The organism is Pseudogulbenkiania ferrooxidans 2002, from assembly GCF_000174355.1.
Classification (GTDB): domain Bacteria; phylum Pseudomonadota; class Gammaproteobacteria; order Burkholderiales; family Chromobacteriaceae; genus Pseudogulbenkiania; species Pseudogulbenkiania ferrooxidans.
Genome location: NZ_ACIS01000001.1, coordinates 489,163 through 510,661, shown reverse-complemented (window position 1 = coordinate 510,661; position 21,499 = coordinate 489,163). Strand labels below are relative to the sequence as shown.

General features: G+C 63.6%; 22 protein-coding genes, 1 tRNA gene and 2 pseudogenes. 12 read left to right on the top strand and 13 right to left on the bottom strand.

The window, feature by feature from the left end:
* Positions 1-14: 14 nt before the first annotated feature.
* From pqqB to FURADRAFT_RS02490, 7 genes are all read left to right on the top strand, one after another.
* The gene (pqqB, locus tag FURADRAFT_RS02520) at positions 15-944 is read left to right on the top strand and encodes a pyrroloquinoline quinone biosynthesis protein PqqB (protein WP_008952532.1); all 930 of its coding nucleotides are present in this window, start codon (positions 15-17) and stop codon (positions 942-944) included.
* The gene (gene pqqC, locus FURADRAFT_RS02515) at positions 937-1,689 is read left to right on the top strand and encodes a pyrroloquinoline-quinone synthase PqqC (protein ID WP_008952531.1); all 753 of its coding nucleotides are present in this window, start codon (positions 937-939) and stop codon (positions 1,687-1,689) included. Before pqqB ends, pqqC begins: the two co-directional genes overlap by 8 nt.
* Positions 1,683-1,955 (top strand): pyrroloquinoline quinone biosynthesis peptide chaperone PqqD, encoded by a 273-nt coding sequence (pqqD, locus tag FURADRAFT_RS02510; protein ID WP_008952530.1) that lies wholly within the window; start codon positions 1,683-1,685, stop codon positions 1,953-1,955. Before pqqC ends, pqqD begins: the two co-directional genes overlap by 7 nt.
* Positions 1,948-3,057: a pyrroloquinoline quinone biosynthesis protein PqqE gene (gene pqqE, locus FURADRAFT_RS02505; RefSeq protein WP_008952529.1), complete on the top strand. Its 1,110-nt coding sequence runs from the start codon at positions 1,948-1,950 to the stop codon at positions 3,055-3,057. The genes pqqD and pqqE overlap by 8 nt, the downstream gene beginning before the upstream one ends.
* Before the next feature lie 251 nt (positions 3,058-3,308).
* Positions 3,309-3,845: a flavin reductase family protein gene (locus FURADRAFT_RS02500; protein ID WP_008952528.1), complete on the top strand. Its 537-nt coding sequence runs from the start codon at positions 3,309-3,311 to the stop codon at positions 3,843-3,845.
* 151 nt (positions 3,846-3,996) lie between these two features.
* A complete protein-coding gene (locus FURADRAFT_RS02495) occupies positions 3,997-4,599 on the top strand; it encodes a phosphatase PAP2 family protein (protein ID WP_008952527.1) in 603 nt (200 codons plus the stop codon).
* A 42-nt stretch (positions 4,600-4,641) separates the two neighbouring features.
* Positions 4,642-4,998, top strand: a complete 357-nt coding sequence (locus FURADRAFT_RS02490; protein ID WP_008952526.1) for a diacylglycerol kinase — start codon at positions 4,642-4,644, stop codon at positions 4,996-4,998.
* Positions 4,999-5,086: 88 nt separating this feature from the next.
* On the opposite strand, the gene FURADRAFT_RS20930 is transcribed toward FURADRAFT_RS02490, so the two are convergent.
* A complete protein-coding gene (locus FURADRAFT_RS20930; RefSeq protein ID WP_328269183.1) occupies positions 5,087-5,683 on the bottom strand; it encodes an OmpA family protein in 597 nt (198 codons plus the stop codon).
* Positions 5,684-6,295: 612 nt separating this feature from the next.
* Between FURADRAFT_RS20930 and FURADRAFT_RS02480 the strand changes: the two genes are divergently transcribed.
* Entirely contained in the window at positions 6,296-6,955 is a 660-nt protein-coding gene (locus FURADRAFT_RS02480) for a DUF1345 domain-containing protein (RefSeq protein ID WP_236261511.1), read from the top strand.
* A 459-nt stretch (positions 6,956-7,414) separates the two neighbouring features.
* A complete protein-coding gene (locus FURADRAFT_RS20380; RefSeq protein WP_008952523.1) occupies positions 7,415-7,726 on the top strand; it encodes a hypothetical protein in 312 nt (103 codons plus the stop codon).
* Between the two features lie 179 nt (positions 7,727-7,905).
* On the opposite strand, the gene FURADRAFT_RS02470 is transcribed toward FURADRAFT_RS20380, so the two are convergent.
* On the bottom strand, positions 7,906-9,084 hold the full coding sequence (locus FURADRAFT_RS02470; protein ID WP_201441908.1) for an MFS transporter: 1,179 nt from the start codon (positions 9,082-9,084) through the stop codon (positions 7,906-7,908).
* Positions 9,085-9,239: 155 nt separating this feature from the next.
* On the opposite strand from FURADRAFT_RS02470, the gene FURADRAFT_RS02465 reads away from it, so the two are divergent.
* Complete coding sequence (locus FURADRAFT_RS02465; protein WP_008952521.1) at positions 9,240-10,112, top strand: LysR family transcriptional regulator; 873 nt, start codon at positions 9,240-9,242, stop codon at positions 10,110-10,112.
* Positions 10,113-10,259: 147 nt separating this feature from the next.
* Here FURADRAFT_RS02465 and FURADRAFT_RS02460 read toward each other — a convergent pair.
* A pseudogene (locus FURADRAFT_RS02460) lies at positions 10,260-10,595 on the bottom strand (transposase); the annotation flags it as partial.
* A 152-nt stretch (positions 10,596-10,747) separates the two neighbouring features.
* Between FURADRAFT_RS02460 and FURADRAFT_RS21335 the strand changes: the two are divergent.
* A pseudogene (locus tag FURADRAFT_RS21335) lies at positions 10,748-10,966 on the top strand (integrase core domain-containing protein); the annotation flags it as partial.
* A gap of 115 nt (positions 10,967-11,081) precedes the next feature.
* On the opposite strand, the gene FURADRAFT_RS02450 reads toward FURADRAFT_RS21335, so the two are convergent.
* From FURADRAFT_RS02450 to gmk, 10 genes are all read right to left on the bottom strand, one after another.
* Positions 11,082-11,158 (bottom strand) — tRNA-Ile (locus FURADRAFT_RS02450).
* A gap of 29 nt (positions 11,159-11,187) precedes the next feature.
* Positions 11,188-13,110, bottom strand: a complete 1,923-nt coding sequence (gene rpoD / locus FURADRAFT_RS02445; RefSeq protein WP_008952519.1) for an RNA polymerase sigma factor RpoD — start codon at positions 13,108-13,110, stop codon at positions 11,188-11,190.
* A gap of 74 nt (positions 13,111-13,184) precedes the next feature.
* Positions 13,185-14,948, bottom strand: coding sequence for a DNA primase (gene dnaG, locus FURADRAFT_RS02440; protein WP_008952518.1), 1,764 nt, complete (start codon positions 14,946-14,948; stop codon positions 13,185-13,187).
* A 69-nt stretch (positions 14,949-15,017) separates the two neighbouring features.
* Entirely contained in the window at positions 15,018-15,464 is a 447-nt protein-coding gene (locus tag FURADRAFT_RS02435) for a GatB/YqeY domain-containing protein (protein ID WP_008952517.1), read from the bottom strand.
* Between the two features lie 121 nt (positions 15,465-15,585).
* On the bottom strand, positions 15,586-15,798 hold the full coding sequence (gene rpsU, locus FURADRAFT_RS02430) for a 30S ribosomal protein S21 (RefSeq protein WP_008952516.1): 213 nt from the start codon (positions 15,796-15,798) through the stop codon (positions 15,586-15,588).
* Between the two features lie 123 nt (positions 15,799-15,921).
* Entirely contained in the window at positions 15,922-16,719 is a 798-nt protein-coding gene (locus FURADRAFT_RS02425; protein WP_014088324.1) for a thiazole synthase, read from the bottom strand.
* A gap of 15 nt (positions 16,720-16,734) precedes the next feature.
* Entirely contained in the window at positions 16,735-16,935 is a 201-nt protein-coding gene (gene thiS, locus FURADRAFT_RS02420; protein ID WP_008952514.1) for a sulfur carrier protein ThiS, read from the bottom strand.
* A 6-nt stretch (positions 16,936-16,941) separates the two neighbouring features.
* Positions 16,942-19,098 (bottom strand): RelA/SpoT family protein, encoded by a 2,157-nt coding sequence (locus FURADRAFT_RS02415; RefSeq protein WP_040652186.1) that lies wholly within the window; start codon positions 19,096-19,098, stop codon positions 16,942-16,944.
* Positions 19,099-19,121: 23 nt separating this feature from the next.
* Complete coding sequence (gene rpoZ / locus FURADRAFT_RS02410; protein ID WP_008952512.1) at positions 19,122-19,328, bottom strand: DNA-directed RNA polymerase subunit omega; 207 nt, start codon at positions 19,326-19,328, stop codon at positions 19,122-19,124.
* Positions 19,329-19,392: 64 nt separating this feature from the next.
* Entirely contained in the window at positions 19,393-20,019 is a 627-nt protein-coding gene (gene gmk / locus FURADRAFT_RS02405) for a guanylate kinase (RefSeq protein WP_008952511.1), read from the bottom strand.
* Positions 20,020-20,191: 172 nt separating this feature from the next.
* On the opposite strand from gmk, the gene FURADRAFT_RS02400 reads away from it, so the two are divergent.
* Positions 20,192-21,490 carry an NCS2 family permease gene (locus FURADRAFT_RS02400; RefSeq protein ID WP_008952510.1) on the top strand — a complete coding sequence of 433 codons (1,299 nt, stop codon included), beginning with the start codon at positions 20,192-20,194 and terminating at the stop codon, positions 21,488-21,490.
* The last annotated feature ends 9 nt before the right edge of the window (positions 21,491-21,499 follow it).

Here is a 21,499-nt window from a genome sequence, read left to right as displayed (position 1 = left end):
AAGGACCCGACCCCATGTTGCGCGTCATCATTCTCGGTGCCGCGGCCGGCGGTGGCCTGCCGCAATGGAACTGCGCCTGCGACGTGTGCCAGGCGGCCCGTCTCGGCCACCGCGCCACGCCGCAGACGCAATCATCGATCGCGGTATCCGCCGATGGCGCGCACTGGGTCCTGATCAACGCCTCGCCCGACATCCGCCAGCAGTTCGCCGCCACCCCGGCGCTGCAGCCGCAGAGCTTCCCGCGTTCGAGCCCCTTGAGCGCGGTGCTGCTCACCAACGCCGACGTCGACCACATCGCCGGCCTGCTGTCGCTGCGCGAGAGCCAGGCCTTCCCGGTGTACGCCAGCGGCCGCGTGCAGCGCGTGCTGGAAGCCAACGCCGTGTTCAACGTGCTCGACCGCCAGCAGGTGGCGCGCCGCACCCTCACGCTGGATCAGCCGCAACCGGTGCTCGACGCCAACGGCGCCGACACCGGGGTGCGCGTCGAACCCTTCACCATCCCCGGCAAGGTCGCGCTGTGGCTGGAAGACCCGCACGCCGCCAACTTCGGCAGCGTGCCGGAAGACACCATCGGCCTCGCCCTGAGCGCGGTGGGCTCGCGCAGCCGGCTGTTCTATCTGCCCGGCTGCGCCGCGCTGCCCGACGACATCAAGGCGCGCCTGCGCCCCGAGGACAGCCTGCTGTTCGACGGCACCACCTTCACCGAGGACGAGATGATCACCTGCGGTGTCGGCCACAAGACCGCCTCGCGCATGGGTCACCTGCCGATGAGCGGCGAGGGCGGCGCGATCGCGCTGTGGCAGGACGTGCCGCTGGCACGCAAGCTGTTCATCCACATCAACAATACCAACCCCGTCCTGCTTGCCGACAGCCCGGAGCGCGCCGCCATCGTCGCCGCCGGCTGGCAACTGGCCCGTGACGGCATGGAGTTCTGCGTTGAATAAGCCCCTTACTGCCGTGCTGTCGCCGGCCGAACTGGAAGATGCGCTGCGCACCATCGGTCACGAGCGCTATCACAACCGCCATCCCTTCCACCACCTGCTGCACGGCGGCAAGCTGAATTTCGGCCAGGTGCAGGCCTGGGCGCTCAACCGCTACTGCTACCAGGCGGCGATTCCGCGCAAGGACGCCGCGCTGATCAGCCGCATCCACGACCGCGAACTGCGCCGCGAGTGGGTGCAGCGCATCCTCGACCACGACGGCTACGGCGACGAGGAAGGCGGCATCGAACGCTGGCTGGTGCTCACCGACGGCCTCGGCCTGTCGCGCGACTACGTCATCTCGCGCCAGGGCGCGCTGCCCGCCACGGTGTTCGCGGTGGAAGCCTACGTCGACTTCGTGGCGCGCCACCCGCCGGTGGTCGCCGTCGCCTCCTGCCTCACCGAACTGTTCGCCCCGGCCATCCACAAGGAGCGCATCGTCGGCCTCCTGGAAAACTACGACTTCATCGACGACAAGGTGCTGGCCTACTTCCGCCGCCGCCTCTCCCAAGCGCCGCGCGACGCCGACTTCGCGCTCGACTACGTCAAGCGCCACGCCACCACGTTGGCCGAACAACAGGGCGTGCTGGACGCGCTGACCTTCAAGTGCAACGTGCTGTGGGCGCAGCTCGACGCGCTCTACGCCGCCTACGTCGCGCCGGGCATGATCCCGCCGGGCGCCTTCGACCCGAGCCGGCCGCCATGCTGACCCTCGAGAGCACCGTGCGGCTCGCCCCCGGCACCCGGCTGCAGCACGACAAGGTGCGCGAACGCTGGGTGCTGCTGGGGCCGGAACGCATGCTGATCGTCGACGACATGGCGCGGCTGATTCTGGAACGCAACCGCGGCCAGAGCATCGGCGCGCTGTGCGCGAGCCTGGCCACCGAATACGCCGCGCCGCTCGACACCGTGCAGCAAGACGTGCTGGCCCTGTTCACCACCATGAGCGAGAAAGGGTTCCTGCGCCATGACTGATACCGCCCTGACCCCGCCGCTGGCCGTCCTGCTGGAACTCACCCACCGCTGCCCGCTGCGCTGCGCCTACTGCTCCAACCCGCTGGCGCTGACCCCGGCCAGCGCCGAGCTCAGCACCGCCGAGTGGTGCGCCATCCTCGACGAAGCCGCCGAGATGGGCATGCTGCAGGTGCATTTCTCCGGCGGCGAGCCGATGGCGCGCGCCGACCTGCCCGAGCTAGTGGCGCACGCCAGCCGGCTCGGCCTCTACAGCAACCTGATCACCTCCGGCGTGCTGCTGAACGAAGCCAAGCTCGCGGTGCTGGCCGAGGCCGGCTTGAACCACGTCCAGCTCAGCTTCCAGGGGCTGGACGAAGCCGTGGCCGAGCCGCTCTCCGGCTTCAAGGGCGGCGTCGCCAAGAAGCAGGCCGCACTGGACCTGGTGCAGGCCGCCGGCCTGGCGCTGACGCTGAACTTCGTCATCACCCGGCAGAACGCCCACGAACTCGACGCCATGCTCAGCTACGCCGAAGCGCGCGGCATCGCCCGCGTCGAGGTCGCCAACACCCAGTACTACGGCTGGGGGCTGCAGAACCGCGCCGCGCTGATCCCGAGCGAAGCCCAGCTCGACACCATGACGGCGCTGGTGACCGAATGGCGCGAGCGGGTCAAGGGCCGCATGGTGATCGACTACGTCATCCCCGACTACTACGCGCGCCGCCCCAAGGCCTGCATGGGCGGCTGGGCGCAACGCTTCCTCAACGTCATGCCGGACGGCACGCTGCTGCCCTGCCACGCCGCGCAGACCCTCACCCACCTCGACTTCCCGCGCTTCCCGGCCAGCACGTTGGCCGAAGCCTGGTTCGACTCGCCCGCCTTCGCCGCCTACCGCGGCACCGCCTGGATGCCGGAGCCGTGCAGCGGCTGCGACAACAAGGAAAAGGACTGGGGCGGCTGCCGCTGCCAGGCGCTGGCGCTGGCCGGCGACGCCAACACCCTCGACCCGGTGTGCGAACGCTCGCCCAAGCACGAGCAGGTGGTCACGCTGGCGCGCCGCGAAGCCCAGTTGGGTGACGTGCCGCTGCAACTGCGGCGCTTCTCGTACGCCATGACCGAGGCCTAAACCGGCACGCCCTCCTCGGCGCAAACAGCGACAGCCCGGCTTTCTCGGAAGCGGGGCTGTCGCCATTCCGCGTCACCCTCACCGACCGCTTCGGCCAACCTATTGAGCATTCCTCGCGCCCCAGACGAAGCCACGCCGCCACATGCCGCCAAACCGCGATGCGCGGTTGGCACACCTCCGCCCCCGGCCTACGCTGAAGCTATCCGGCTCGACCTGAGCCCATACCAGACCGCCAGCGAAGGGACATACGCGTGACCAAACAGCCTTACCCCCTGGCCCAGGTGTATGGGCTGCTCGAACCCGGCCCGGTGGTCCTGGTCAGCACCGGCGACGCCCGCCACGCCGACATCATGGCGATGTCGTGGCACACCATGCTGGAGTTCGAGCCGCCCCTAGTCGGATGCGTGATCAGCCGCCGCAATGCCAGCCATGCCCTGCTGACGGCGAGCGGGCAATGCGCCATCAACATTCCCACCGTCGATCTTGCGGAGCAGGTGGTCGCCTGCGGCAATAGCTCCGGGCGGACGGTCGATAAGTTCGCCACCCTGCCCCTGACGCCGGCCCCCGCCTCGCGCATCGCCCCGCCGCTGATCGCGGAGTGCTACGCCAACCTCGAGTGCCAGGTCGTGGATACCACCCTGGTGGAGAAATACGACTTCTTCGTCCTCGAGGTGCTGGCGGCCTGGATCGACCCGACGCGCCCCGCGCCGCAGACGCTGCACCACCGTGGCTACGGGAGCTTCATGGTGGCCGGCGAAGTCATCCAGCTGCCGTCTAAAATGAGGTGACAGGCACCGCTGCTCCCCGGCGCTGGCCTATGCTCGCTACAGCAGCTCGCCAGCACCGCCCAGCCCGGACGAATCGCGTCTGCGACGTTATCATCGAGGCCAGACGGCGGCACCCCCTCCCCATCGGCACGGTTTCCCGGACAATCCCCGCATGACTCACCTCGAAACACTGAACCAGTCCCTGTTCCTCACCCTCAATGGGGCTCCCGATAGCCCGTGGTGGCGTATCGCCGCCGCCACCGTTCTCGCCGACGACCTGATCCTGCTGATCCCGCTGCTGCTGCTTGGCCTGTGGTTCTGGGGTAACGATGCGCGCCGCAACGTCGCCCTCAAAGCCTGCCTGGTCGCCTTGCTGGCCCTCGGCTTCAACCAGCTGATCGGGCTGATCTGGCCGCATCCTCGTCCCTTCGCCCTGGGGCTGGGGCACGCCTTCATCCCGCACGCCGCCGATTCGTCGTTTCCCAGTGATCACATGACCGTGTTCGCCAGCATCGGCATCGCCTTGTTCCTGGGCCGGGAAAAACCGCTGGGCACGCTGGTCCTGCTGACCAGCCTGGCCGTGGCCTGGGCACGCATTTACCTTGGCGTGCATTTTCCACTCGACATGCTCGGCGCCGTTGCGGTGAGCGGCATCAGCCAAGCCGTGGTGACACCGTTCTGGGCCTGGGCCGGCGACCAGATCACCCGGCTCGCCCTGCGGCTCTACCGCACGCTCTTCGCCTGGCCCATTGCCACGGGCTGGATCCGGCGCTGACACCGGCGGCAGCACATCAGACAGAACGCACAAGGAGAGGGAGTGAAAGGACAGTCATTCGATAAGCGGCTGGGTTACGCACTGCGCGGACTGGTGCTGGCCGTCGGGAGGGAAAAAAGCCTGCGCACCCAGTTGCTGGCCGCCACCGCCATCCTGATCGTGCTGCTGCTGGTGCGCCCGGCGGCGCTGTGGTGGGCCATTCTGGCCTTGGCGGTAGGCTTGGTACTGGTGGCGGAGCTGGCCAATACCGCACTGGAGACGTTGACCGATCACCTGCACCCCGAGCGGCACCCGGAAATCGGCGTGGCCAAGGATATCGCCGCCGGCGCCGTGCTGCTGGCCAGCCTCATGGCGCTGCTGGTCGGGATCGCCTTCCTGCTGAGCTGCCTGGGCGCCTGATGGCGGACCTCTGCATCTCCCGCTACCGACAGCTCACGCCCCGGCCCAGCCAACCACGATGCCGTCGGCTGGGCCGGGCAGGCCTTGCTTAGCGTGCCGCCTCGCCGACGAAGATCTCGACGCGGCGGTTCTTGGCACGACCCGCCGCAGTGCCGTTGCTCGCGATCGGTTCGCTCGACCCGCGGCCGTCGATGCTGATGCGGTTCATCGCCACGCCGCGCGCCACCAGGTAGCTCCGCGTCGCGCTGGCGCGGTTCACCGACAGCGGACCATTGATGGCATCCGAACCGGTGCTGTCGGTATGGCCGATGATCTTCACCGTGGTCACCGGGTTCTGATTCAATGTGGTGGCAAAGCGGTCCAGGATCGGGCGCATATTGGACTTGATGTCGTAACGGCCGGAATCAAACGACACGTCGCTCGGGATATCGAGCTTGAGCTGGTTGTCGGCGGTCTGGCTCACGCTCACGCCGGTCCCCTTGGTCGCCTGCTCCATCGCCGCCTTCTGCTCCTGCATGTGCTTCGACCACAGATAGCCCCCGCCCGCCCCCAGCGCCGCACCGACGGCGGCGCCGGTCGCCGCGCTGCGGCCGGTATGCCCCCCCGCCGTCAAACCGCCAATCACCGCCCCGGCGGCCGCGCCGATGGCGGCACCGGTGCCGGTATCGCGTTGGGTTTCGTTCATGTTGGCGCAGCCAGAAAGAGCGCTGACACCGAATGCGACAGCCGTAAGGGTAACGATGATCTTCTTCATGTGAGGCCCTCCATCGAGTCTTGCAGAATGTTCAGTAGAGAAAGTACCGCCGAGTAACATCGGTTTGATGCGAGCAGGAGCGGGTGGTTCGCCCGTCTGTGTCTGTAATCATAGTACGGCTGCAAGACATTGCTCTGTCATGGCAGACTCCGCGCCCATGCGACCGAGCCGCCACACGCCGCCCATGACAGGCGGTGGGCACCGGGCGTCCCACCCTCAGCGCACACAACTCCCTCTGCCAGGCCCTCGGTTGCGACAGGAAACAATGCGTCGCCAGCCGCCCTCACGCCGACCAGACCCGGGGGCAAAGCGCATTGCCAATATCGCCGCATCGCCGGTACGCTCGCCATGAACCGCGCCCTCCCGCCCCTCCGTCCCTGGGCGAGTAGGCTACAGTCAGGATACGATCCAACCCGACGGCAGCGAAGACAGCAGGCCTCTTCGCCCCAGGCCGGTAACGGGCCTCCGAGGCCGGATTCGGGCGGATGCGGGAACAACGAGGATGTCATGCGACAGGAGTTGCACTGCGCGATGAATACGAGAATGGAACATCGACGGCACTGGCCGCTGTTCGCGCGCCGCAGCCTGCTGGTCGCGGCGCTTGGCGGCGTGCTGGCGGCGCTGGCCAACCCGTTCTGGGGCAACCCGGTGGCTCAGGTGCTGGTGGGCTGGAATGCCGCTTCGCTGATCTGGCTGCTCGCCGTGGGCTGGCTGATCGGTCACGCTGGGCCGCAGGACGTGCGCCATCATGCGGCCGAGCTCGACCCCAGCTGGATGATATCCCTGGGGATGGCCATCGCCGCCCTCACCGCCAGTGTCGGGGCGATCTTCTTCCTGCTCGCCGGCGTCAAGGGGCTGCCCGGGGGCGGGCGTCTGCCGCACGCCCTGGCGGCCATGGTCACCATCGCCACCGCCTGGGTCAGCCTGCATACGCTCTATGCGCTGCATTACGCCCATCTCTACTACGCCCACAGCGGCGACCGCACACCCGGCAGCGGCATCGACTTCCCCGGCACCCGGCAGCCCACCTTCGGCGACTTCTTCTATTTCTCGTTCACCATCGGTGCCACCTCGCAGACCTCCGACGTCGCCATTACCGCTTCGCGCGTGCGCAAGAGCGTCCTCATTCACGCCTGCCTCAGCTTTGCCTTCAACACCACCCTGCTGGCCCTGACCATCAACCTGGCGGCCGCATTGTTCTAAGCGCCCCGCCCATTGCGCCATGCAGCCGTGTTCCGCGTCCCATGCACCATCCCAGAGGGTGCAATCACGGCCTCGAGCCACATTTCGCCCCCATCCCTCCACGCCAGAACGGCAAAGAAAAAGGACCTATCGCTTTCGCGATAGGTCCTTTCCGATCTGCCTTGGTAGGCCTTCCGGGGCTCGACCCAGGGAGCAAAGGATTATGAGCGGCGTATCAGGGGCGCGTTACCGAAATCGACCCGACCGATTAATATTAAAATCAAGTACCTAGCCGCAACCAAGGGCAACCGAACCGAGGCAGAATGCAGGCACCACTGCCTCCATTCTGCCACCCAGGTCCTCCTAGGGCCCTCCTTAACATAGAGAGCGCGGCAAGTCCCCACCCTTCTTCTTGGTCACCTGTCCGGTGATGATCTGCACCTCACAACGCCTACGGTGATTTACCACCACGGGTTGAGGATGAGCTTCCTTCGGTGCGTCTGCCGTTCCTTCAAGATCACCCGCTCCCAAACCTGCGCCGTCTCCGCCGAGGAAGGCTGCGGGCTTATCACGCTGGTCGAAACCATCGTCCGTACCCTGCCCAACGAAAAAAAGCGGAGTTTCACCCGTGAAGCCAAGCCAGGGAACGTCTCCTCAGGCGCCTGGGAAGCCGCGTCCCCAGGGCTATGGAAAACGGTGAAGTCAGCGGCGGCCACAATTCTGAAAGAGAGCTGGGAGTTTGTCTCCAGCAAGCTGTCCAGTCTGGCCGACCGCCTGCTTGGGTGGTGGTAGGGCATAAAGACATCCCAGGAGCGGAATGTCTTTTTTTGTTGAAAAAGCCCCTAGTTTGCCGGTTCTTATCCTAGAGGCTGAGTGGTAGCCATAAGAACGCGTAAACCATGGTGGGGCATGACGAGACCCATCTGCGGGCAGGCTGTATTACCTCATGACAGGGTTTTGTTCAGCGCTTCCTAAACGGGCTTCGGGACGCCGCTATCCGGCAGGTGCTTTTTTTCTGCGCGTTTAATGTGCAGACCCAATCCGGCCAGCAGCATCGCCACGAACGCCAGCGTCGCATAACCGGCCTGCAGTGAGCCGGTGCTGTCGCGGATCAACCCCATCAACAGGTTGCCTAGTGTGCCTCCGAGGCCGAACGTCACCATGCAGAGTCCACCAATCTGCATGGTCGCCGTCGACGAGTAGTGCTGGTTGACCCAGCCGGCCACAATTCCCCACATCGGGAAATACATCAGGCCATAGCCGAAACTCGCGATCAGCGCTGCGTTCGCCGGGTCGTAGGCGAAGGCCAGCAGCCCAAGTGCGAAACAGCCGAAAATCAGCAGCAGAGCACCGGCATGGCCCTTCCGGTCGGCCAGCTTGCCGATCACGAAACCGGCAACCATGCCGGTGAAGCCGACGATCGACCAGCAGTACCCCCCGAGGGACGCCGGCAGGCTGAGTTCCTCCAGGTAGCTGTTGAGCCAGTTCGAAAACGGCATCGTGCTGAACCCCACCAGAAAGCAGATCAGACAGGCAAACAGTGCAGTACGCTCGGTCAGGATTGTGCTCAAAAGCCTCGAAACTGGAATCGCTGCGTCACCGCTGTCCGTGCGGTCCGATATCGGCGCTTTCAGCCCGCGTAGCAGTAACCCGGTCAACCCGACTACCAGCGAACCCGTCAACCCTGCAACTATCCAGCAGCTTTCCCAGCCCCAAGCGGGCACGACCCAGAGCAGCAGCTGGCCGCTGAGGGCGTAGCCCCAGGCAGTACCACTCGAGGCACAGGACAGATAGGTGGAACGCTTATGCGGCTGGGCGCAGCGGCTGACGATCTCGACAATTGAACCCCAGCTCATGGCGGCGCTCGCGGCAAGAAAGACCAACGCGACAACCATTACCAGTGGGTCCCGAAGTTGTGACATCGAGAACAGCAGCAGCGTCGATACCGTACCGGTCGCCAGTGCCAGCGTTGCGGTTTTCAGCCGGGGCCCGACAAGCCCCAGCAGCATCGCCCCCCCAAGGTAGGCCATCTGCGTCAGCGCACCGACCAGCGCCAGGTGCCAGTGATTGATCGCTATGGATTCGCGCATCAGCGGCACCAGCGCCGCAAACAGGAACAGGCCAAAGCCATGGCTGATCACCTGATTCATTCCAAACACTATCGCCATGCGCATTGCGAATTTTCCTTACAGGCTCGGAAGGGGGTTCTGCATCTCAGTGACAACCCGGCAACCTTAAGCGCTTGCCATCATTCGGTAAATCGATAAATATTGAAAGTTACATTCAATAATGTTGAATTCTGAACATGGCAGATATCCCGATTCCACTGATGCGCACCTTTGTCGTCGTTGCCGATACGCTCAACCTGACCACGGCGGCGAGCCGGCTGCACCGGGCGCCCTCGACCATTAGCATGCAATTGAACCGGCTTGAGGCGCTGGTGACGGCGCCATTGCTCGAGCGCGGCCAGTACGGCGTCAGACTGACGGCAGCCGGCGAGCAGCTCCGCACCCATGCCCATCAACTGCTGAGCCTGCATGACCGCATTCTCGGTTCATTCCAGAACGCCAATATCACCGGCAAGGTACGCCTCGGCACCCACGACCTCTATGCGACCCGAGCGCTGACCCCGCTGCTGGAGGCCTATATGCTCTCGTATCCCGAAGCCTGGCTAGAGGTCACCTGCGACCACCGCCCCCACTATCTTGCCTCCCTCGTCAACGAAGGCCAGCTGGATCTGGCGCTGGTCGAGATGCCCGCACTGTCGGACGGAGGCCTGCGTCTCTGCCGCGACCAACTGATCTGGGTGCGGGCAGAAACACATCCGGTTCACCAACGCACCCCCTTGCCGCTGGTGCTCTTTCCGGAAGGCTGTTACTACCGGGAGACGGCAACCCGGGCACTGCAGCTGAGCGACAGGCCCTATCGAGTCGCTTTCACCAGTCACAGCCGCGGTGGGGTACTTGCGGCCGTGAAGGCCGGCATCGGGGTCGGCATTACGCCGCGAACGACAGTCGAGGAAGGCCTGGTGATCATCGAAGGGGAACTGCCCTCTCTGCCCCAGACCGATACCACCCTATTCATAGCCGACAACGTCAATGAAGCAACCACGCTGCTGGCGCAGACGATCAAGAGGAGCCCGCTGTTCCAGCGGGACAGTCGAAACGGCCCGGCCTGAGCAGGCTGGCGACCTGGATAGTCTAAAATGTTGTGCATAAGCGTCCGGTAGATGACCCAACGCTGTGAATTGTTTAAAACGCCCGCAGAAATGGAGGGCAAGGTTACGAACAAGCTAGGGGCGGTTGACGTTTCATATCGGTAGCCATTAGAACGCGCAAGCCATGGCAATTACACTTTCGTAATTTCGTTTCAGCTTGGCGAATAGAAATGCCACGGCTCGGTAATGCTTCAACCGGGCAAAGGCGTCATCAACCAAGCGCCGGCAGCGATACAGCCCTTGATCCTGATCGGCGTTCCATTTGATTGAATTCCGTTTTCTTGGAATTACAGGACGCGCACCCTGAGCCGCGATCCGCAGGCGGAGGTGCTCGCTGTCGTAACCTTTGTCGGCCACGATCACTTCAGTTGCTGGCAACTGGGTGATCAACTCCAGGGCGGCGGTACAGTCGTTGACCTCGCCTTCGGTAATTTCGAATGAGACAAGTGCCCTCCTCAACCACCGCCCCAGCCAATCGCAATACGGTCAGAGCTTCTTCTGGCAACCATCAGGAATTAGCTCACCAGCCCGTTGAGATATCCCCAATCGAGATCAATCCGGCAACCGTCCTGCCCATGGTGGGTGACATTGACGTGAACGGCAATGCGTACGATGAATGCCTGAACGAGCACTTGTTCATGAGTCTCTCGCATGTTCGGGCCGAACTCGCTGTGTGGCGAAAGGATTACAACGAAGCAAGACCACACAGCTCGCTGGACTATCAAACACCCTCGGCATTTGCGGCAGGCTTCCGCATGGGAGAACAAGCGGGGCAGGCGCAAAAGCAGGAATTTTTAACCGACGTTACTGAGTAGGCCTTGGCCCTAATCCTGGGGGCAGGTCACCCCCCACAAGCCCTACAATCCCCCTACAACTTCTACAGACAAAACAAAACGGCTTACGGAATTAACCGTAAGCCGTTGATTTTCGTGGTGGGCCCTCCGGGGCTCGAACCCGGGACCAAAGGATTATGAGTCCTCTGCTCTAACCGACTGAGCTAAAGGCCCTGTGGGGGCGCATTATAGCAGAATATCGGTTACTGGTTGCCCGGCTCGTTGTCGAGGAAACTGCGCAGGCGCTCCGAGCGGGTCGGGTGGCGCAGCTTGCGCAGCGCCTTGGCTTCGATCTGACGAATACGCTCGCGCGTCACGTCGAACTGCTTGCCCACCTCTTCCAGCGTGTGGTCGGTGTTCATGTCGATACCGAAGCGCATGCGCAGCACCTTGGCCTCGCGCGGGGTCAGCGTTTCCAGCACTTCCTTGGTGGCGTCCTTGAGACTGGAGTACATCGCCGCGTCGGACGGTGCCAGGTTGTTCTGATCCTCGATGAAGTCGCCCAGGTGCGAATCGTCGTCGTCGCCGATCGGGGTTTCCATGGAGATCGGCTCCTTGGAAATCTTCATGATCTTGCGGATCTTGTCTTCCGGCATTTCCATGCGCTCGGCCAGTTCCGCCGGATCCGGCTCGTGCCCGGTCTCCTGCAGGATCTGGCGGCTGATGCGATTCATCTTGTTGATGGTCTCGATCATGTGCACCGGAATGCGGATGGTGCGCGCCTGGTCCGCGATGGAGCGGGTAATCGCCTGACGGATCCACCAGGTGGCGTAGGTCGAGAACTTGTAGCCACGGCGGTATTCGAACTTGTCCACCGCCTTCATCAGGCCGATGTTGCCTTCCTGGATCAGATCGAGGAACTGCAGACCGCGGTTGGTGTACTTCTTGGCGATGGAAATCACCAGACGCAGGTTGGCCTCGATCATTTCCTTCTTGGCGCGGCGCGCCTTGGACTCGCCCGCCGACATCTGGCGGTTGATTTCCTTCAGGTCCTTGATCGACAGCATGGCGCGGTCCTGCAGTTCGGCCAGCTTGGTCTGCTTCTCGATGATGGCGTACTTGAAACGGGTCAGCGCCTCCGACCACGGCTTGCCCGAGCTGATCTCGTCTTCCACCCAGTCGGTGTTGATCTCGTTGCCGGGGAAGTACTTGATGAAGTGGGCGCGATCCATGCGCACGCGGGTCACGCAGATGTCCTGGATATCACGCTCGTAGGAGCGGATCTCGTTGACACGGCTGCGCAGCGACTCGCACAGGCTTTCGATCTGGCGCGTGGCGAAGCGCACCTTCATGAACGACTCGGTGATCGCGCCTTGCAGCTGGCGGTACTCTTCGCTCTGGTTGCCCTGCTTGCGCAGCACCACCACCAGTTCCTCGAACAACGCGCGCACCAGCGCGAAGTGCTCCAGCGACTGCAGCTTGAGTTCTTCCAGGTTGGCGTTGGAGATGGCTTCGGCGTCTTCTTCCTCGGCTTCCTCCTCTTCCTCTTCCTCGTCCAGCACCTCGTCGGGGTCGACCGGCTCGGCGAACGGCACTTCTTCCTCGACCTCGGCGTTCGGATCGATGAAACCGTCCACTACTTCGTCGACACGGATGTCGCCGGCTTCGACACGCTCGAGCAGGGCCAGCACTTCGGAGATGGTGCCCGGGCAGGCCGAGATCGCCTCGATCATGTGCTTGAGGCCGTCTTCGATGCGCTTGGCGATTTCGATCTCGCCTTCGCGCGTCAAGAGTTCGACCGAGCCCATTTCACGCATGTACATGCGCACCGGGTCGGTGGTGCGACCGAACTCGGAGTCGACCGAGGACAGCGCCGCTTCCGCTTCTTCCACCGCGTCTTCGTCGGCAACCGCCGGCGTGGCGTCGGACATCAGCAGCGTATCGGCATCCGGCGCCTCGTCGTAGACCTGAATGCCCAGACCGGTGATCATCGTGACGATGTTCTCGATCTGTTCGGTATCCGACACGTCTTCCGGAAGATGGTCGTTGATCTCGGCGTAGGTAAGGTAGCCGCGCTCCTTGCCCAGCGCGATCAGCAAACGCAGGCGTTTGCGCTGATCCTCAAGACTCATCGATTCCTGCTCGTTGTCTTGCATATCTTTCTGATTTTCGGGAGAGGCCGCCATTTCGCTTCCTGCTTGAAAAAAGCCGAAAAAAAACAGTTAAGTTTACCATAACCCCGTGACGAGCCCCAGCACCACTAGCCTTGCCGGGTCAGCAAGGCGCGCAGCAACTGGGTTTCCTCAGGTGTTAGACCTTCATTCCTTGACTTTTGTTTTAGCCTTTCCAGTTCGGCTTCACGCAACAATTTAAGCAGTTTGACGTTGCCGTCCTGAAACTGCTGACGTGCCTCCTCGCCGGTGTCGGCAAACTCGTCGGGGTCTTGCATAGCCTGCTGCAATACGCTGTCCACCAGCCCTTCGAAAGGGGTGCCGCGAATGCTTTCCACCAGCCGGGCCGTATTGGGCTCCTGCGGCATCTCGTGCACTCGTTCGGCCAACATGGCAAAACAGGCCAATTCGTCGGACAGCGCCACGCTGTCGGAGAGCGTCACATCCTCCGCCCAGCGCGGGTTCATCAGCAGCCACTTGATCTGCTTGCGCACGATCGGCGTGTTGATGTAGCGGTTCGACTCGTTGGGCAGACGGTATTCGCGCCTGCCCTTGCGCTCCGGCTTTTTCAGCCCCATCAGCATGTCGAATTCGTCGACGTCCACGCCGGCCAGTTCGGCCAACCTTTTCTTGATGATGAGCGCCAGCGCCGGTGCGGCAATCTGGTTCAGGAGCGGCATGGCCTGACGGATCAGGTCGGCCTTGCCCTCCGGGGTATTCATGTCGGCGCGCCCGGTCAGCTCACGGGTGAGATAGACCGACAGCGGCAGACTTTGCTGCTCCAGGCATTCCTCGAACGCCTCGCGACCAAACTCGCGGATGTAGCTGTCCGGGTCGTGCTCCTGCGGCAGAAACAAGAAGTTCAGCGCCTTGCCGTCGACCAGCTGCGGCAGGCTGTTTTCCAGCGCACGCCACGCCGCCTTCTGCCCGGCCTTGTCGCCGTCGAAGCAGAAGTACACCTGGTCGGCATGGCGCAGCAGTTTCCGCACGTGCTCGCCAGTGGTGGCGGTGCCGAGCGTCGCCACCGCGTATTCGACGCCGTACTGAGCCAGCGCCACCACGTCCATATAGCCTTCGACCACCAGAACGCGGTTTTTCTCCCGGATCGCCTGGCGCGCCTCGTACAGGCCATACAGCTCGCGCCCCTTCTCGAACAGCGGCGTCTCCGGCGAGTTGAGGTATTTCGGCTCGCCCTTGCCCAGCACCCGCCCGCCGAAACCGATGATGCCGCCCCGCTGGTTGCGGATCGGGAACATCACGCGGTCGCGGAAGCGGTCGTAGCGCTTGCCCTCGTCGCCCGCGATCACCAGCCCGCTCTCCACCAGTTTCTCGTCCTGGTAGTCAGTGAAAATCGCCTGCAGGTTCTGCCACTCGCCCGGCGCGTAGCCGAGGCCGAAGCGCGCGGCGATCTCGCCGGTCAGGCCCCGCCCCTTGAAGTAGCCGATCGCGGCGGGCGAGGACTTGAGCTGCTGCTTGTAGTACGCCGCCGCGCGCTGCAACAGGTCTTCCAGCGTCACCTTGCGCTCGCGCGCCTCGCGGCTGGCCTGCGGGTTGGCCGAACGCTCCGCCGGCACCGGCATGCCGAGCCCTTCGGCCAACAGCCGGATGGCATCGACGAAGCTCAGTCCCTGGTACTCCATGACGAAGCCGATGGCCGAGCCGTGGGCGCCGCAGCCGAAGCAGTGATAGAACTGCTTGCTCGGGCTAACGGTGAACGAAGGGCTTTTTTCCTTGTGGAAGGGGCAGCAGGCGAGGAAGTTCTGGCCGGCCTTCTTGAGCGGGACGTAACGATCCACCACGTCGACGATGTCGACGCGGGACAGCAGCTGATCGATGAAATCCTGCGGAATCAACGACAGGTTCTCGCGTCAGCCAGGCAGCACCACCGAACAGCTTGCGAACAGAGCACGCGTGCGGGCACCTCAGCCGGCCAGCTTGGCTTTGATGCGGGCGGAGACCACGGCCATGTCGGCACGGCCGGCCATCTGCGGGCGCAACAGCCCCATGACCTTGCCCATGTCCTGCATCGAGGCGGCACCGCTCTGCACCACGGCGGTGTCGATCAGCGCATCGATTTCGGCTTCGGTGAGCGGCTGCGGCAGGTAGCCAGTCAGCACGTCCATTTCCGCCTTTTCCTTGTCCGCCAGGTCCTGGCGGCCCGCAGCCTCGTACTGGGTGACCGAATCACGGCGCTGCTTGAGCATCTTGTCGACCACAGCAATGATGCCGGCATCGTCGAGTTCGACGCGCTCGTCCACTTCCTTCTGCTTGATCGCCGCCATCAGCAGGCGGATGGTGCCGAGACGCTCGGCGTCCTTGGCCTTCATGGCCGTTTTCATGTCGTCACTGATGCGCAGTTTGAGGCTCATGTCTTGCTCGCGGAAAAAGACGAAACCATCGGCATGGCAGATGGTGGGAATTCGTGAAGTACAAATGGCAAAACCGCAGGCGTTGCCTGCGGTCCTGCATTCTTGCCGTGCTACGAAGCGATTAGTACAGCTTCGGCGGCAGCATCTGGCTGCGCAGACGCTTGTAGTGACGCTTCACGGCAGCGGCTTGCTTGCGCTTGCGCTCGGCAGTCGGCTTCTCGTAGAACTCGCGGGCGCGCAGTTCGGTCAGCAGACCGGTTTTTTCTACAGCGCGCTTGAAGCGGCGCATGGCGACTTCGAACGGCTCGTTCTCTTTGACGCGGATATTCGGCATTACTTTAGTGTCCTTAAATTCTGGAAGCTAAATGCTTGAAGAAAACAAATATTTTAACAACGTTCAGGGTTTTGTAAAAGCCTGACGCGACTCAAGCAAGTGTTTTGTGCGCTTTACGCATCACTACTTGCGAGCGGAAATCACCCCCTCACTCGGAGAACTTGGTGTTGCACTATAAAAACGCTTGGGCATGCGACCCGCGCGATACGCGGCACGCCCCGCTTCCACGGCCAACTTCATGGCCCGGGCCATCAGCACCGGGTCATCCGCCGCGGCAATGGCGGTATTCATCAGGATGCCATCGCAGCCCAGTTCCATGGCGATGGCGGCATCCGAGGCCGTTCCGACGCCGGCATCGACCAGCACCGGCACCTTGGCCTCTTCGATAATCAGTTTCAGGTTCCACGGGTTCAGGATGCCCATGCCGGAGCCGATCAGGCTCGCCAGCGGCATGATGGCACAGCAGCCGATATCGGCCAGCTCGCGCGCCACGATGGGGTCATCCGAAGTGTAGACCATCACGTCGAAACCTTCCTTGACCAGCACTTCGGCGGCCTTGAGCGTCTCGCGCACGTTGGGGAACAGCGTGTGCGGATCACCCAGCACCTCGAGCTTGACCAGGCGATGGTCGTCCAGCAGTTCACGCGCCAGGCGCAAAGTGCGCACGGCGTCGTCGGCGGAATAGCAACCCGCCGTATTGGGCAGCAGTGTATACCGGTTTTTCGGCAGAAAGTCGAGCAAATTCGGCTCGTCGGCGTTCTGGCCGAGGTTGACACGGCGAATCGCCACGGTGACGATTTCGGCGCCAGAGGCGTCCAGCGCCTCGGCGGTCTGGGCAAAATCACGGTATTTGCCGGTGCCCACCAACAGGCGCGACGCATAGGCCTTACCGGCGATGACAAGCTGATCCTGCGACATCATTCCCTCGTACCTTCTTCAACCGCCGCCAACGGCGACGACAATTTCCAGTTCGTCCCCATCGGACAAACGCTCTTCCCCATGGCGGCTGCGCGGCACGATCTCGCCGTTCTTCTCGATGGCGACGCGCTTGCCGGCCAGTTCCAGTACGGCGATCAGATCGGCCAGCGTGGCAACACCGTCCAGCACCTGCTCCTCGCCGTTGACACGAATCTTCATGCGGGATTATCTCCGTTCCGCCTGCTGTACCACGTCGATCTGCTGCACCTCGTTCAGCACCTTGCCGAGGTGGGCCAGGCTCTCGACCTGCAGGCGGAAATGAATGTGGATGAAACCGTCGCCAACGTGGGTATCCTGGGTGTCGACGCTCTCGATGTTGGCCGAAGCCTGCGAAATCGCGGTGGCGATCTCCGCCAGCGCCCCGCGCTCGTTGCGCGCCAGGATGCTGATGTTGACGCCGAACATGCGCTCCTTCGTGCTATCCCAGGTGACGTCGAGCAGCTTGTCGTGATCAACGCGCTTGGTATTGGGGCACACCACACGGTGCACCAGCAGCCCCTGCCCCTTGGTGATCACCCCTAGGATGTCATCACCCGGGATGGGGTGGCAGCAGGTGGCCAGCTGCACCGCGCCGCCCTCGTTGCCGCGGATGGTGACCGGCCCGATATGCACGTTCTCGCCGGTGCGCTCCCCGGCCAGCTCGGCCAGGCGGCGCGCCACCACGATCGGCAGCAGTTTGCCGACGCCGATGTCGGCCAGCACATCGTCGAACGGCTGGTCCTTCTCGCCATACTGCGTGAGGTAAGCGGCATGCAGCGCGTCGTCCAGCGTCAGCGGCGTGGAGGCCAGCGCGCTGACCGCCTGCTTGAGCAGGCGTTCGCCCAACTGGGCGGCCTCCTCGTGCTGCAGGCTCTTCAGGTAATTGCGGATGCAGGAGCGGGCGCGGCCGCTCTGCACGAAGCTCAGCCACGACGGGTTGGGCTTGGACTGGGTGGAGGTGATGACCTCCACCGTGTCGCCGTTGCGCAGCACGGTGCGCAGCGGCATCAGCGAATGATTGACGCGCGCCGCGATGCAGCGGTGGCCGATATCGGTGTGCACGGCGTAGGCGAAGTCCACCGGCGTCGAACCCTGCGGCAGCACGATGATCTTGCCTTTGGGCGTGAAGACGTAGACCTCGTCGGGGAAGAGGTCGATCTTGATGTGCTCGAAGAACTCGACGGCGTCGTCGCTCTCGGCCTGGATGTCGAGAATGCTCTGCAGCCACTGGTGCGTGCGCTGATGGGCGGCGTCGAGCGAGGCGTCGCCGCTCTTGTACATCCAGTGCGAGGCCACGCCGGCCTCGGCCACGCTGTTCATCTCGCGGGTGCGAATCTGCATTTCCACCGGCGTCCCGTACGGGCCGAACAGCGTGGTGTGCAGACTCTGGTAGCCGTTCCCCTTGGGGATGGCAATGTAATCCTTGAACTTGCCGGGAATGGGCTTGTACAGGCTGTGCAGCGCGCCCAGCGCCAGGTAGCAGCTGGGCACATCGTTGACGATCACGCGGAAGCCATAGATATCCAGCACTTCCGAAAACGACAGGTGCTTTTCCTGCATCTTCTTGTAGATGCTGAACAGGTTCTTCTCGCGGCCCTTGATCGTCGCCTCGATATTGCACTCGACCAGCTTCTGGCTCACCGAGTGCAGAATCTTGCTCACCACCTCGCGCCGGTTGCCGCGCGCGGCGCGCACCGCCTTCGACAACACGTGATAGCGATGCGGATGCAGGTGCTTGAACGCCAGGTCTTGCAACTCGCGGTAGACCTTGTTCAAGCCGATGCGGTTGGCGATCGGGGCATAGATTTCCAGCGTTTCCAGCGCGATGCGCTGGCGCTTGTCCTCGCGCATCGCGTCCAGCGTGCGCATATTGTGCAAGCGGTCGGCCAGCTTGACGATGATGACGCGGATATCGCGCGCCATCGCCAGCACCATCTTGCGGAAATTCTCGGCCTGGGCCGTTTCCTTGGTCTGGTATTCCAGCCGCTCCAGCTTGGAGAGGCCGTCGACCAGGTCGGCGATGGTGCGGCCGAACTTCTCCACCAGCGTCGGCTTGGTGACGCCGGTGTCTTCCAGCACGTCGTGCAGCAATGCCGCCGCCAGGCCCTGCACATCCAGCCGCCACTCGGTGAGCATGGTGGCGACCGCCAGCGGATGGGTGATGTAGGGCTCGCCGCTCTTGCGCGTCTGCCCCTCGTGCGCCGCGCGGCTGAGCTCGAAGGCCTGCCGCAGCAGCTGCACGTCCTCCGGTCTCAGGTAACGGGCGGCGGCCTCGAGAAAGGCTGCCGCGTCGGCGTCGATCATCGCCTCATAGTCGATGATCGCGGAGAGGTCTGCGCTCATGGAGCCTTCCATCGGACGCCGGCTCAGCCCTTGTTGCGATGCAGGATTTCGGTGCCGACGTGGCCGGCGGAAATTTCACGCAGCGCCACCACGGTCGGCTTGTCGCGGCCGGCCTCGACGAAGGGGGCGGAACCCGACGCCACCTGACGGGCGCGGTAGGCCGCGGCCAGGGTCAGGTCGAAACGGTTCTGGATACGATCCAGGCAATCATCAACGGTAATGCGGGCCATAATGTCCTCGGCTAATCAATCGTCTTCAAGACTATATAGTGTTTCGGGCACGGGACCAACGGGGTCAGCCCTGGCTGCCCATGCGGCTCAGTGCGTCGCGGTAGCGCAGCATCTGCTTGGTGCCGTGCAGCCGCTCGGCACGGATGATGCTTATCAGATCCTGCTTGGCGCGTTCGATATCGTCGTTGACGACGATATAGTCGTACAGCGCCGCGCGGTCCACTTCGGAGCGCGCCTCGGCCAGACGGCGCTGGATGACCTCCTCGCTGTCGGTGGCGCGGCCGCGCAGGCGGCGCTCCAGCTCGTTGATCGAGGGCGGCGCGATGAAGATGGTGATCACCCCGTCGAACAGGCGGCGCACCTGCTCGGCGCCCTGCCAGTCGATCTCGAGCAGGATGTCGCGACCTTCGGCCAACTTCTCGCGCAGCCAGGCGGCGCTGGTGCCGTAGTAGTTGCCGTACACCTCGGCATACTCGAGGAAATCACCGGCCTCGATCATGGCAAGAAACTGCTCCCTGCCGACGAAATGGTAGTGCGTCCCCTCCACCTCGCCTTCGCGCGGCGCGCGCGTGGTGTAGGAAACGGACAGCTGCACCGCCGGGTCGACCGCCAGCAAGGCCGACACCAGCGTGGTCTTGCCGGCACCCGAAGGGGCAATAACGATGTAAATGTTACCGCTGGGCTGAACCATGTAAGCGTACATCCTGCGCCAAAAGATAATTTTTCAGGATACCACAAGCACTTCAAGCGGTTAAGACGTTCACCAAGCGGCCTAGTCCTGGCGAAGGACTAGCCAGTCCCCTGCCACTATTGCAAAATGCGCAGCTTAATCAAACCAATATGCCATTTTCGAGGGGTTTTCCATGTCACTGCTGGATAGCTTTTTCAAACTCAAGGAACACGGCACCTCGGTCAGAACCGAGGTCATCGCCGGCGTCACCACCTTCCTGACCATGGCCTACATCATCCTGGTCAACCCGCTGATCCTGTCGGGCACCGGCATGAACCTGGACGCCGTGTTCGTTGCCACCTGCCTCGCCGCCGCGCTGGGCACCGGCATCATGGCGCTGGTCGCCAACTACCCGATCGCGCTGGCGCCGGGCATGGGGCTCAACGCCTACTTCACCTTCACCGTGGTGGGCGGCATGGGCGTGCCGTGGCAGGCCGCGCTGGGCGCGGTATTCATCTCCGGCGTGGTGTTCCTGGCGGTGAGCCTGTTCAAGGTACGCGAAGCCATCGTCAACGCCATCCCGCGCTCGCTGAAATTCGCCATTTCCGCCGGCGTCGGCATGTTCCTCGCGATCATCGCGCTGAAGAATGCCGGCGTCATCAAGGCCCACCCGGCCACCTACCTGACCCTGGGCGACATCCATAGCCCGACCACGCTGCTCGCCATCCTGGGCTTCTTCGTCATCGTGGCGCTGGAGTACCGTAAGGTGCCGGGCTCGATCATCCTGGGCATCCTGGCGGTGACCGCGCTGTCGATCACGTTTGGCCTGTCCAAATTCAACGGCGTCGCCGCCGCCGTGCCCAGCATGGCGCCGACCTTCATGCAGATGGACCTGCACGGCGCGCTCAACGCCGGCCTGCTCGGGGTGATCTTCGTATTCTTCTTCGTCGACCTGTTCGACACCACCGGCACGCTGATCGGGGTGTCGCACCGCGCCGGCCTCCTTGACCAGGACGGCAAGCTGCCGCGCCTGAAGCGCGCCCTGCTGGCCGACTCGATCGCCATCACCGCCGGTGCGGTGATGGGCACCTCGTCCACCACGGCCTATATCGAGAGTGCGGCGGGCACCGCCGTCGGCGGCCGTACCGGGCTGACCTCGCTGGTGGTCGCCATCCTGTTCCTGGCGTGTCTGTGGCTGTCGCCGCTCGCCAAGACCGTGCCGGCCTACGCCACCGCGCCGGCACTGTGCTACGTTGCCGTGCTGATGTGCCGTGGCCTGGCCGAAATCGAGTGGGACGACCTCACCGAATCGGCGCCGGCCGTCATGACCGCGCTGGCAATGCCGTTCACCTTCTCCATCGCTGACGGTATCGCCTTCGGCTTCATCAGCTACGCCGCCCTCAAGCTCTTGAGCGGTCGCTTCGCCGAGCTCAAGCCGGCGGTGCTGGTGATCGCGGCACTGTGGGTCTTCAAACTGGCCTTCTTCGCCTGAGGAGCAATG

Coding starts and splice junctions, on each gene's coding strand:
- pqqB (WP_008952532.1), top strand. CDS start 15: ATGTTGCGCGTCATCATTCTCGGTGCCGCGGCCGGCGGTGGCCTGCCG.
- pqqD (WP_008952530.1), top strand. CDS start 1,683: ATGCTGACCCTCGAGAGCACCGTGCGGCTCGCCCCCGGCACCCGGCTG.
- pqqE (WP_008952529.1), top strand. CDS start 1,948: ATGACTGATACCGCCCTGACCCCGCCGCTGGCCGTCCTGCTGGAACTC.
- FURADRAFT_RS02495 (WP_008952527.1), top strand. CDS start 3,997: ATGACTCACCTCGAAACACTGAACCAGTCCCTGTTCCTCACCCTCAAT.
- FURADRAFT_RS20930 (WP_328269183.1), bottom strand. CDS start 5,683: ATGAACGAAACCCAACGCGATACCGGCACCGGTGCCGCCATCGGCGCG.
- FURADRAFT_RS02480 (WP_236261511.1), top strand. CDS start 6,296: ATGGAACATCGACGGCACTGGCCGCTGTTCGCGCGCCGCAGCCTGCTG.
- FURADRAFT_RS20380 (WP_008952523.1), top strand. CDS start 7,415: ATGAGCTTCCTTCGGTGCGTCTGCCGTTCCTTCAAGATCACCCGCTCC.
- FURADRAFT_RS02470 (WP_201441908.1), bottom strand. CDS start 9,084: ATGAATCAGGTGATCAGCCATGGCTTTGGCCTGTTCCTGTTTGCGGCG.
- FURADRAFT_RS02465 (WP_008952521.1), top strand. CDS start 9,240: ATGGCAGATATCCCGATTCCACTGATGCGCACCTTTGTCGTCGTTGCC.
- rpoD (WP_008952519.1), bottom strand. CDS start 13,110: ATGGCGGCCTCTCCCGAAAATCAGAAAGATATGCAAGACAACGAGCAG.
- FURADRAFT_RS02435 (WP_008952517.1), bottom strand. CDS start 15,464: ATGAGCCTCAAACTGCGCATCAGTGACGACATGAAAACGGCCATGAAG.
- rpsU (WP_008952516.1), bottom strand. CDS start 15,798: ATGCCGAATATCCGCGTCAAAGAGAACGAGCCGTTCGAAGTCGCCATG.
- FURADRAFT_RS02425 (WP_014088324.1), bottom strand. CDS start 16,719: ATGATGTCGCAGGATCAGCTTGTCATCGCCGGTAAGGCCTATGCGTCG.
- thiS (WP_008952514.1), bottom strand. CDS start 16,935: ATGAAGATTCGTGTCAACGGCGAGGAGCAGGTGCTGGACGGTGTTGCC.
- FURADRAFT_RS02415 (WP_040652186.1), bottom strand. CDS start 19,098: ATGAGCGCAGACCTCTCCGCGATCATCGACTATGAGGCGATGATCGAC.
- rpoZ (WP_008952512.1), bottom strand. CDS start 19,328: ATGGCCCGCATTACCGTTGATGATTGCCTGGATCGTATCCAGAACCGT.
- gmk (WP_008952511.1), bottom strand. CDS start 20,019: ATGGTTCAGCCCAGCGGTAACATTTACATCGTTATTGCCCCTTCGGGT.
- FURADRAFT_RS02400 (WP_008952510.1), top strand. CDS start 20,192: ATGTCACTGCTGGATAGCTTTTTCAAACTCAAGGAACACGGCACCTCG.